This window comes from Pelovirga sp., assembly GCF_059864205.1.
In genome coordinates this window covers 1-11,230 of record NZ_JCBCBS010000166.1, presented here as the reverse complement: position 1 = coordinate 11,230, position 11,230 = coordinate 1, and the positions used below count along the sequence as shown (strand labels likewise).

Genomic DNA, 11,230 nt, shown 5'->3' with positions numbered 1-11,230 from the left:
GAAGGACTTTACCGCCACCTTCTTTCAGAAAAACACCCTGCTGGAAGTGCTGCTCAAGTATTCGGTGTTTGACGTCAGCAACACCCTGCTGGTGATGCGCCCCTATCAGATTGCCGCCACCGAGCGCATTTTGTGGAAGATCAACAGCTCCCATACCGCCAAAAACTGGAGCAATCCGGAAAGCGGTGGCTATGTCTGGCACACCACCGGTTCCGGTAAAACCCTGACCAGTTTCAAGGCGGCGCGCCTGGCCACTGAGTTGGACTTTATCGACAAGGTTTTTTTTGTGGTGGATCGCAAGGATCTGGACTACCAGACCATGAAGGAGTACCAGCGCTTTTCACCTGAGAGCGTCAACGGCTCAGACTCTACCTCCGGCCTCAAACGTAATCTGGATAAGGACGACAACAAGATCCTTGTCACCACGATCCAGAAGCTTAACAACCTGATGAAGAGCGAAGGGGAGCTGCCAATTTATGCCAGACAGGTGGTGTTTATCTTTGACGAATGCCACCGCAGCCAGTTTGGTGAGGCACAGAAGAATCTGAAGAAGAAGTTCAAAAGGTTCTATCAGTTCGGTTTTACCGGCACGCCGATCTTTCCGCAGAACGCCCTGGGCGCGGAAACCACCGCCAGCGTGTTTGGCCGTGAACTGCATTCCTATGTGATCACCGATGCCATTCGCGATGAGAAGGTGCTCAAATTCAAGGTCGACTACAACGCTGTGCGCCCTCAATTCAAGGCACTTGAAACCGAGCAGGATGTACAGAAACTGACCGCTGCGGAGAATCGCCAGGCCCTGCTGCATCCCGAACGTATCCGCGAAATATCCCAATACATTCTGAATCACTACCGGCAGAAAACCCACCGTCTGCAGCCAGGCGGCAAGGGATTTAACGCCATGTTCGCGGTCAGCAACGTGGATGCGGCAAAATGCTATTACGAAGCGCTGAACAGGCTGCAGGCTGATTGCGACAAACCGCTGAACATTGCCACCATCTTTTCCTTTGCCGCCAACGAGGAGCAGGATGCCATAGGCGACATTGCCGATGAGAGCTTTGATGTGGCTGCCATGAACAGCAGTGCCAAGGAGTTTTTGAGCGCGGCGATTGCTGATTACAACGCCCTTTTTAAGACCAGTTTCAGCGTTGACAGCAAGGGGTTTCAAAACTACTACCGCGACCTGGCCAAGCGGGTAAAAGGAGAAGACAGCAAAGGCCTTCAATTTAGACCAGAGGAAAAGGTGGATTTATTGATTGTCGTCGGGATGTTCCTCACCGGTTTCGACGCACCAACCCTCAACACGTTGTTTGTGGACAAGAACCTGCGCTACCACGGACTGATCCAGGCCTATTCGCGCACCAACCGCATTTATGACGCCACCAAAACCTTTGGCAATATCATCACCTTTCGTGATCTGGAACAGGCCACCATCGACGCCATCACCCTGTTTGGCGACAAGAACACCAAGAATGTGGTCCTGGAAAAGAGCTACAAGGAGTACCTGGAAGGCTTCACCGATATTGTCACCGGTGAAGCGCGGCGCGGCTTCAAGGTTGTGGTAACGGAGCTGGAACGGCGCTTTCCTGACCCGGTCGAGATTGTTAAAGAAAAAGACAAAAAAGAATTTGCCAAACTCTTTGGAGAATACCTGCGGATTGAGAACATCCTGCAAAACTACGATGAATTTGCCGCGTTAAAAGCCCTGCAATCCGTTGACCGCAATGACCCGGAGGCGATCGAGGTCTTCAAAACGCAACATCACCTAAGCGATGATGATCTTGCCATACTGCAGGCAACCCGGATACCATCTGAGCGCAAGGTTCAGGATTACCGCTCTACCTATAACGATATCCGTGACTGGCTACGGCGTGAAAAATCAGCCAACGAGCAAGACCAGTCCACTCTCGACTGGGATGACGTGGTGTTTGAGGTGGACCTGCTCAAGTCACAGGAGATCAATCTGGATTACATCCTGGAGCTGATTTTTGAGCACAACAAGAAAAACAAGGGCAAGGCCGAATTGATTGATGAAGTACGGCGCCTGATTCGTGGCAGCCTTGGCAATCGCGCCAAGGAAAGCCTGGTAGTGGATTTTATCAACCAGGCGAATCTGGATGAGATCCCTGACAAGGCAAGCGTGATTGATGCCTTTTTCACTTTTGCCCGAGGGGAGCAACAACGTGATGCAGAGGAGCTTATTAATAGCGAACAGCTCAATGCCGATGCGGCCAGACGCTATATCGCCATCTCGTTAAAGCGGGAATTCGCCAGCGACAACGGCACCGAGCTGAACGCCATTCTGCCGAAGATGAGTCCGCTCAATCCACAGTATCTGACGATGAAACAAAGCGTCTTCCAGAAAATTGCCGCCTTTGTTGAGAAGTTTAAAGGCGTAGGGGGGCAGATATAATTCCTGATGTTGTGGCAGCCCTCAATTTTTAAGGATCAACTGAATGAAAACCCTTTATCTTGATACCTTCTCCGGCATCTCCGGCGACATGTTTTTGGGTCTGCTCTGTGACCTGGGTCTTGATGTGGAGCAACTTAAAGCCGAACTGGCCAAACTGCCGGTCAGCGATTACCAGCTCAACATCAAACGTGAGCGACGGCACGGGATTGAAGGATGCCGCTTTAGCGTTAACCACAAAGAAGTTCACCACCATCGCAGCTGGAGCCGCATCGATCAGATGCTGGCGGACAGTCACTTAAGTGAGCGCAGCAAGGAGCTGGCACGGCGCTTTTTCCACCGCCTCGGTGAAGCCGAAGCCAGGGTTCATGGCATCAGTATTGATGAGGTTCACTTTCATGAAGTCGGCGCCGTCGACGCTATCGTGGATCTCACCGGAGCGGCCATCGGCATCGATCTGCTACAGATCGACAAGGTCCTCTGCGCGCCACTGCCCCTGTCACGCGGCATCAGCCAATGTGCCCACGGCGCTCTTCCGCTACCGGCACCGGCAACGTTGGAGATCCTCCAGGGGCGACCGGTTTACGACAGTGGCTGTGACAAGGAACTGGTCACCCCCACCGGCGCTGCGATTGTCAGGGAACTGGCAGAGTTTTGCGATCTCCCCAGCCTGCCCCTGGGCCGCAGTGGCTATGGTGTCGGCGGCTGGGAGCTTGCCGATCGCCCCAACCTGCTGCGTGGTATTCTTTACGATCAAAAGCAAACATCAAGCCCAAACGACCAAGTCGACCTGCTCGAATCCCATATCGACGACAGTACCCCGGAACAGCTCAGCGACCTGCTCGAACGACTCTTTGAAGCCGGTGCCCTGGATGCCGCCTATTCCCCCTTACAGATGAAAAAGAACCGCCCCGGGCAACTTCTCAAGGTGGTCTGTCAGCCGGCGCACAGCCAGACGCTGGCGACCCTGATCATGCATCACAGCAGCGCCATCGGCGTTCGCTCTCAGCCCTGCCGCCGTTATCGGTTGCAGCGCCACGAGGTTACCATCACAACCACCCTCGGTACAGCGGGCGTTAAGCTGCTGTTCGACAATAACCAATTTCTGCGCCTGAGTGCCGAGTACGACGATTGCCGGCGCCTGGCCCGGCAGCACAATCTGCCCTTGCAACAGGTCTACCGCCTGGTTGAAAATAGCGCTTACGACCAGCTGCCACAGCTCCTTAAGGAGATGAACCATGATTGAACCAGCATCACGCAGGCGCAAAAACTGCGCGACGATCTTTTTTGCCACCAATGGCGGGCTGGGTTTCGCCCCGCTTGCCCCCGGCACTTTCGGCACCCTGGCGGGAATTCCGGCCTTTTATTACCTGTCGTTATTGCCCGGCTTGCTCCAGTTTGTCATTCTCGTCGCTGTCATCACTTTCAGCGTCTACATTTGCCAACATGCCGGCAGCTATTTCGGTGAAGCCGATGACGGGCGCATCGTGATTGACGAGCTCGCCGGTTATCTGGTGACCGTCGCCTTTCTGCCCTTTACCTGGGGAACGGCGCTGCTGGCCTTTTTCTGGTTTCGATTGTTTGACATTTTAAAGCCACCCCCGATCGGCTACATTGATCGCAATTTTAAAAACGGTTTTGGTGTCACCTGTGATGATGTGCTGGCCGGGGTTTACGCCGCCATTGCGGTGCGCCTGTGCCTCGCTTTGTTTAGCTGACTTTTTCGGAACTATTCACCACTGTCATTGCGCAGGGTCGGGATTCCTGTGGCAAGGGTGTTTGTCGCCATGGACGGCGACAACAAGCGATCATGGATGACCCAACGGGAAACCATCGCGTCCCTTGACATAGGATTCCCGATCCAGTGCTGAACAGATACACTTTTTCTTTGCTGGAAACTATCTATGCCCAGTTTTGATATTGCTATCCTGACCACCGCAGAAGATCTGCTCAGTGGCGACTCCACCGATTCTATCAGTGCTGTCGTCGTTGACATGCTCACCCGACATGGCTACCGCCCGCGTTGCTCCCTGGCTGTTTCGGACAATGAAAAGGAAATCTTTGCGGCGCTCAACTACCTTTCCCGGCAGGCACGTTTTGTCATTGTCAGTGGCGGGCTGGGACCCGGCAGCAATGCCTTCACCGCCCGCGCTGCCGCTCGTGCTCTGGAGTTACCACTGGTCATTCATGAGGAAGCCCTGGAGATGGTGCGCGCCTGGTGTCACACGCGTCACCAGGCGCCGGATCCGGCCAATGAACGCCTGGCGCTGCTGCCGCAAACGGCGCAGTTGCTTGCCAATCCCCTAGGAATGACGCCGGGCTTTACCTTGAGCCATCACCAGTGCCGGATGTTCTTTTTGCCCGCTGCCCCTGCTGAACTGCGTGCCATGCTGAAACAATCGGTGCTGCCGCAACTTCAACAGGATTATCCGGAGGAGCAGCGCCTGCACCGTCGCACCCTGAAACTGTTCGGCCTGACTGAGGTTCGTATCCGCACGATGATCCCTGCCGGGCACCTGCCGGAAGGGGTCAGGGTCAATTACAGCCACGACTTCCCGCTGGTGCTGGTGAACCTCAAAGCCTACGGCGAAGGGGCAGAAGAGCGCCTGGACCAGGCTGAAGCATTGATCCTGCAGCTACTTGGTGACCATCTGATGGCGCGTGACGGGCAGAGTGCCGAAGGCAACGTCGCTCAACTCCTGACCCGCGCCGGCCTGACCCTGTCGTTAGCAGAGTCCTGTACCGGTGGCTTGCTCAGCAGTATGCTGACCCGCAACCCCGGTGCCTCAGCCTTTCTCGATCGCGCCGGGGTCACCTACGCCAATGCCGCCAAACAGCACTGGCTTAAAGTACCGCAGGCCATCCTGCTGCAACATGGCGCCGTCAGCGAACCCTGCGCCCGCGCCATGGCCACCGGTCTGCGCCACGAAAGTGGTACCGATCTGGCACTGGCGATTACCGGCATTGCCGGTCCGGATGGCGGCACGGCAGACAAACCGGTGGGCACCGTCTATCTCGCCCTGGCAAGCGCCGCCGGGGTTGATGTTCAACGTTATCTTTTTAGTGGCGATCGCGCCCGTGTTCAGAAGCTGAGCGCATTTATGGCGCTGGAATGGCTACGGCGATTTGCTCTGCAGCGCCTAGCTGATTAAGCTCTCGACAGAGACACACCAATCGTTTTACTCTGGCTCGGCAGAAGGCAGAAGGCAGAAAAAAGATTGTCATTTCTGCAGTTTTAATTCTGTATTCTTTATTCTGTCTCCTGGATTTTTGAATGCAGCAAAGAGCGAAGGCGATAGTTTTTTTTGATTAAAAAGTCGCCTCCACCACCACAACGACTTACTATGTCACATGGAGAGGGGAAGATTGGGCAAACACCAATCTTTAATAGCTGACATTAACCAATTTACTACACCATCAAGGAGCATTTCATGTCCGATCAAAACCGCAACCGCGCTCTCGAACTGGCCATGGGGCAGATTGAAAAACAATTCGGCAAAGGGAGCATCATGCGCCTCGGCTCCGACTACCAGATGCCCGCTATCTCCACCATCCCCACCGGCTCCTTAAGTCTCGATCTGGCCCTCGGCGTCGGTGGCATCCCCAAAGGACGCATCATCGAGATTTTTGGCCCGGAATCGTCGGGCAAAACCACCCTGGCACTGCATATTCTGGCTGAAGTCCAGAAGCAGGGGGGCGTGGCGGCTTTTGTTGACGCCGAACACGCTCTCGATATCCAGTACGCCCAGAACCTTGGAGTCAAAGCCGACGACCTGCTGGTCAGCCAGCCGGACACCGGCGAACAGGCGTTGGAGATCACCGAAATGCTGGTACGCAGCGGTGCCATCGACCTGCTTGTCGTCGATTCCGTTGCCGCCCTGACGCCACGCGCTGAAATCGAAGGGGAAATGGGGGATTCTCACATGGGGCTGCAGGCCCGTCTCATGTCCCAGGCACTGCGCAAGCTGACCGGAATTGTCAGCAAGTCCAACTGCAGCATCATCTTTATCAACCAGATCCGCATGAAGATCGGTGTCATGTTCGGCAATCCGGAGACCACCACCGGCGGCAACGCCCTCAAGTTCTACGCTTCGGTACGCCTCGATATCCGGCGGATTGCCGCACTGAAGCAGGGGCAGGATGTGGTTGGTGGCAGAACCCGGGTCAAGGGGGTCAAAAACAAGGTGGCGCCACCCTTCAAACAGGCTGAATTCGACATCATGTATGGCCTTGGCATCTCTCGCGAAGGTGACATCCTTGATCTCGGGGTAGATAACGACATTGTCGAAAAAAGCGGATCCTGGTTCTCCTACAAGGGCGAACGGGTTGGTCAGGGGCGCGAGAATGCCAAGCAATATCTACAGGAGCACCCCGACATGACCAATGAAATTGAAGCAACTCTGCGCGAACTTTACGGTGTTGGTGCCGCCAAACTCCAAAGCGCTGCCGACGACGAATAATAACCAATTGAAATGTGAGGAAACACCATGGAACTGAACCAGATTCTCACCCTGGCGTTAAAATCCAACACCTCGGATATCCACCTCAAAGCCGGTCTTCCCCCGGTATTCCGGGTTGATGGCAGCCTGCGTCCCCTGCCCAAAGCGCCACGGTTGACGGCAGATGACCTGCGCATCATGTGCGAAGGCATCATGAATGAAAAACAGCGGGTACGCTTTGAGGAAAACAACGAAGTCGATCTGGCCTACGGCGTTCCCGGCCTCGGGCGCTTTCGTGTCAATGTTTTCATGCAGCGCAATTCCGTTTCCGCGGTCTTTCGGGTGATCCCCTTCAAGGTGGCAAGCCTCGATGAGCTGTTGATGCCCAAGGTGCTGAAAAAGATTGCCGAGGAGCAACGCGGGCTGGTGTTGGTCACCGGTGCCACCGGCTCGGGTAAATCGACCACCCTGGCTGCACTGATCGACCACATTAACAGCAACCGCACTGCCCACGTTGTGACAGTTGAAGATCCGATCGAATACCTCCACCGCGATCGCAAATGCATCATCAACCAGCGTGAAGTCGGTTTTGATACCGCCGGCTTTGCCCCGGCGCTGAAAAGCGCCCTGCGTCAGGACCCTGATGTTATTCTGGTGGGTGAGATGCGCGACCTTGAGACCGCAGAAACGGCGCTGGCGGCCGCTGAAACCGGCCACCTGGTGCTCTCGACCTTGCACACCATCGACGCCACCGAAACCATCGCCCGGATCATCTCCATGTTCCCCCCGCACCAGCAGCGTCATGTTCGCCTGCAACTTGCCAATGTCTTGCGGGCAGTCGTTTCCCAGCGCCTGCTTCCCCGTGCGGAAGGCAAAGGGCGGGTTGCTGCGGTTGAAGTCATGCTCACCACCGCACGCATTCGTGAACTGATCGATGACCGCGAAAAAACCGTTCTGCTTAAGGACACCATTGCTCAAGGGTACACCACTTACGGTATGCAAACCTTTGACCAGGCGTTGATGGATCTGGTCAAACGCAACATCATCACCTACGAAGAGGCCCTGCGCCAAAGCTCCAATCCCGATGACTTCAAACTCAAGTTCTCCGGCATCGACTCGACATCCGATTCCTCGTGGAGTGATTTTGAACGCGGTAAAGAGCAGGAAGACAGCAAAGCCGCTGAAGCAGTAGCGGAAGACCAGAACAATGACGACTCCCCCTTCCAGCGCTTCTGATGCCTTCAGTGTGGCCTTGCGCCTGCTCGGGCGCTGTGATCGCAGCGAAACGCAGATCCGTGAAAAGCTGAAACAGCGCGGCTTTTCCAGTAGCGCCATCGCCACGGCCATTGAGCGTTGCTATGAATACCGTTATCTTGATGACCACCGTTATGCTCTGGGTCGTGCGCGCACCCTGATGCGTAACGGCAAAGGGGTGGGGGGACGGATCCTCGCCGATCTCCGCCAACGCGGGATCGCTGACGATCTGGCGCGGGCCGTACTGGACCAAGCCGGCAGCGAGTTCAGCCTGGAAGACCTTTTCAATCAGGAACTGTCCCGCCGCTTTCCCGACTTCTGCTATGCCGCTGCGACCGCCAATGAACGCCGGCGACTGATCAGTTATTTCCAGCGCCGCGGCTTTCCCTTGAGCGATATTTTCACCTGGTTGCAACAAACGTCGGTTTCTGATCTATAAACCCTTTTCAAATCAAACCACTTCCATTAGAATTTCGTGTCCGGCACGATTTTCCACCGGACAACCGGTGAATTCGCTGTTGCTATGTCACTGCCGTTGACCCCGGCAGCAGCAGCTCGGTTGCACTAACAATCCAAGAAAATGACTATATCCTGACTGAAAGGCTGATCCATCATGCTCACCGGAAACAACATCCGCGCCCGTTTTCTCAAATTTTTTGCCGATCGTGACCATACCGTTGTGGCGTCGTCATCGCTGGTTCCCCACAACGACCCGACCCTGTTGTTTACCAATGCCGGCATGAACCAGTTTAAAGACTGTTTTCTTGGTGAAGAAAAACGCGCTTACGTACGCGCCGCCACATCGCAAAAATGTGTACGCGCCGGCGGCAAACATAACGATCTGGAAAATGTCGGTCGCACTGCGCGTCATCACACCTTTTTTGAAATGCTGGGCAATTTTTCCTTCGGCGATTACTTTAAAAAAGAAGCCATCGCCTATGCCTGGGACTTTCTTACCAGAGATATGGGACTCGACAAGAATCGTCTTTATGTCTCGGTCTACACCAACGATGACGAAGCCGCCGACATCTGGCATCATCAGGAAGGGGTGCCACGTGAACGGATTTTTCGTTTTGAAGAGGACAACTTCTGGGCCATGGGAGATACCGGCCCGTGCGGACCCTGCTCCGAAATCTTTTTTGATAACGGCCCCGAGGTCGGCTGCGGCAGCCCCGACTGTACTGTTGGTTGCGACTGTGACCGCTATATGGAAATCTGGAACAATGTCTTCATGCAGTTCGACCGCAAGGCGGACGGCACCCTGGTGCCCCTGCCCAAACCGGCTGTCGACACCGGCATGGGGCTGGAGCGGATCACCACCGTCATGCAGGGGGTGCAGTCCAACTATGATACCGATCTGTTGCGCAATATCATTGCCTTTATCGAACAACTGTGCGGCAAAACCTACGGCGCAGATAACGATAATGATGTTTCCATGCGTGTTATTGCCGACCACAGTCGCGCGGCAGCTTACCTGATTGCCGATGGCGTGTTGCCATCCAACGAAGGCCGCGGCTACGTATTGCGGCGGATCATGCGCCGTGCCATGCGCCATGCCAAAATGCTCGGTCTCGATGATCCGGTACTGCACAAAACCAGTGTCTTTGTCCTCGAATCGATGGCGACCGCCTACCCTGAAGAAGCAAGCCGCAAAGACTTTGTTGCTCGAGTGGTGCTCAATGAAGAGGAACGCTTCATCCTGACCCTGGGCAATGGCTTGCGAATGCTGCAGGAAGAGGTTGCCCGCCTGGCCGACAGCGCCGGCAAGATCATCCCTGGTGAGACCATCTTCAAGCTCTACGATACCTATGGTTTTCCGGTTGATCTCACCGCCGACATCGTTGAAAAAGATGGCTTCAGCATCGACGAAGCCGGTTTTGAAGCCGCCATGGAGGCACAACGCAACAAGGCCCGCGAGCACTGGAAAGGATCCGGCGAAGAAGCGGTCGCCGCCATCTACAAACGCCTGGTCGACCAGGGAGTGCAAACGATCTTCAGCGGTTACCTCAAGCTTGAAGATCAGGGTGAGGTTCTCGCCCTGATCCGCGCCGGTGAGCTGGTAAAGCAGGCCGAGAGCGGCGATCTCATCGAAGTCATCACCTCTACGACCCCCTGCTATGGCGAATCGGGCGGCCAGACCGGCGATACCGGTGAAATCATTGGCGACAACGTTCAACTGCGTATCCTCGACACCAAAAAACCCCTTGAGCACCTGCATGTCCACCTCTGCGAAGTGGTCACAGGTTCGGTTCAAACCGGCAATCAGCTAACCTTAAGGGTTGATGGCGAGCGGCGCCGGCGCACGGTGATCAACCATACCGCGACCCACCTGCTCCAGGCGGCCCTGCAACGCATCCTCGGTGATCACGTCAAGCAGGCCGGCTCGCTGGTAACACCAGAGCGCCTGCGCTTTGACTTTACCCACTTTTCACCTGTTACTACTGCCGAACTGCTGCAGATCGAGGATGAGGTCAATCGTCAGATCCGAACCAACGCGGCGGTACAGAGTCGCGAAATGGCGGCTGAAGCCGCCCAGGCGTCAGGAGCTACCGCACTGTTTGGTGAAAAATACGGAGATGTCGTGCGGGTAGTCAGTGTCGGTGATTACAGCATGGAACTCTGCGGTGGTACCCACGCCAGAGCCGCCGGCGATATCGGCCTGTTCCGGATCTTAAGTGAAACCGGTATCGCTGCCGGAGTGCGGCGCATTGAAGCGGTCACCGGCGCAGCAGCACTGGCGTTAAGCCAGCAACAGCAACAGACCCTTCAGCGGCTGGCCGATCTGGTTAAAAGTGACCCGCAAAAACTCGAGCAGCGGGTTCAAAAAATCCTCGAACAACAGAAAAATCTTGAACGTGAACTGGAGCAGATTCAGGCCAAAATCAATGTCCAGCGCAGCGGCGAGCTGATCGATCAGGTGCAACAGGTTGGCGATGTAGCCCTGCTGGCGGTCAAGGTTGCCGGAGTGGACGGCAAGAGCCTGCGCGAATTCTCCGATTCCCTGCGTGACAAACTCGGTTCCGGCGTACTGGTACTGGTCACCGAAACGGATGGCAAGGTTGCCCTGCTGGTCGCTGTCACCAAGGATCTGACGGCACGGATTAAGGCCGGCGACCTGATCAAACCC

At 55.5% G+C, this 11,230-nt stretch carries 8 protein-coding genes; all 8 read left to right on the top strand.

The window, feature by feature from the left end:
- Nucleotides 1–2,413 (top strand): type I restriction endonuclease subunit R, EcoR124 family (locus AC6F7T_RS10810; protein WP_500718746.1); only part of this gene is annotated, 2,413 nt, incomplete at its 5' end.
- Between the two features lie 43 nt (nt 2,414–2,456).
- The gene (larC, locus tag AC6F7T_RS10805; protein WP_500718745.1) at nt 2,457–3,656 is read left to right on the top strand and encodes a nickel pincer cofactor biosynthesis protein LarC; all 1,200 of its coding nucleotides are present in this window, start codon (nt 2,457–2,459) and stop codon (nt 3,654–3,656) included.
- Entirely contained in the window at nt 3,649–4,128 is a 480-nt protein-coding gene (locus tag AC6F7T_RS10800; RefSeq protein WP_500718743.1) for a phosphatidylglycerophosphatase A, read from the top strand. Before larC ends, AC6F7T_RS10800 begins: the two co-directional genes overlap by 8 nt.
- A gap of 186 nt (nt 4,129–4,314) precedes the next feature.
- Nucleotides 4,315–5,562: a CinA family nicotinamide mononucleotide deamidase-related protein gene (locus tag AC6F7T_RS10795; protein WP_500718741.1), complete on the top strand. Its 1,248-nt coding sequence runs from the start codon at nt 4,315–4,317 to the stop codon at nt 5,560–5,562.
- Nucleotides 5,563–5,841: 279 nt separating this feature from the next.
- The gene (gene recA / locus AC6F7T_RS10790) at nt 5,842–6,870 is read left to right on the top strand and encodes a recombinase RecA (protein ID WP_500718739.1); all 1,029 of its coding nucleotides are present in this window, start codon (nt 5,842–5,844) and stop codon (nt 6,868–6,870) included.
- A 27-nt stretch (nt 6,871–6,897) separates the two neighbouring features.
- Nucleotides 6,898–8,085: a PilT/PilU family type 4a pilus ATPase gene (locus AC6F7T_RS10785; RefSeq protein ID WP_500718737.1), complete on the top strand. Its 1,188-nt coding sequence runs from the start codon at nt 6,898–6,900 to the stop codon at nt 8,083–8,085.
- The gene (locus AC6F7T_RS10780) at nt 8,057–8,542 is read left to right on the top strand and encodes a RecX family transcriptional regulator (RefSeq protein ID WP_500718735.1); all 486 of its coding nucleotides are present in this window, start codon (nt 8,057–8,059) and stop codon (nt 8,540–8,542) included. Before AC6F7T_RS10785 ends, AC6F7T_RS10780 begins: the two co-directional genes overlap by 29 nt.
- A 174-nt stretch (nt 8,543–8,716) precedes the next feature.
- Nucleotides 8,717–11,230 (top strand): alanine--tRNA ligase (gene alaS / locus AC6F7T_RS10775; protein ID WP_500718733.1); only part of this gene is annotated, 2,514 nt, incomplete at its 3' end.

Bases quoted from the DNA above. Each gene is read 5' to 3' on its own strand.
- AC6F7T_RS10780 (WP_500718735.1), top strand. From the start codon at position 8,057: ATGACGACTCCCCCTTCCAGCGCTTCTGATGCCTTCAGTGTGGCCTTG.
- AC6F7T_RS10795 (WP_500718741.1), top strand. From the start codon at position 4,315: ATGCCCAGTTTTGATATTGCTATCCTGACCACCGCAGAAGATCTGCTC.
- AC6F7T_RS10800 (WP_500718743.1), top strand. From the start codon at position 3,649: ATGATTGAACCAGCATCACGCAGGCGCAAAAACTGCGCGACGATCTTT.
- larC (WP_500718745.1), top strand. From the start codon at position 2,457: ATGAAAACCCTTTATCTTGATACCTTCTCCGGCATCTCCGGCGACATG.
- recA (WP_500718739.1), top strand. From the start codon at position 5,842: ATGTCCGATCAAAACCGCAACCGCGCTCTCGAACTGGCCATGGGGCAG.
- AC6F7T_RS10785 (WP_500718737.1), top strand. From the start codon at position 6,898: ATGGAACTGAACCAGATTCTCACCCTGGCGTTAAAATCCAACACCTCG.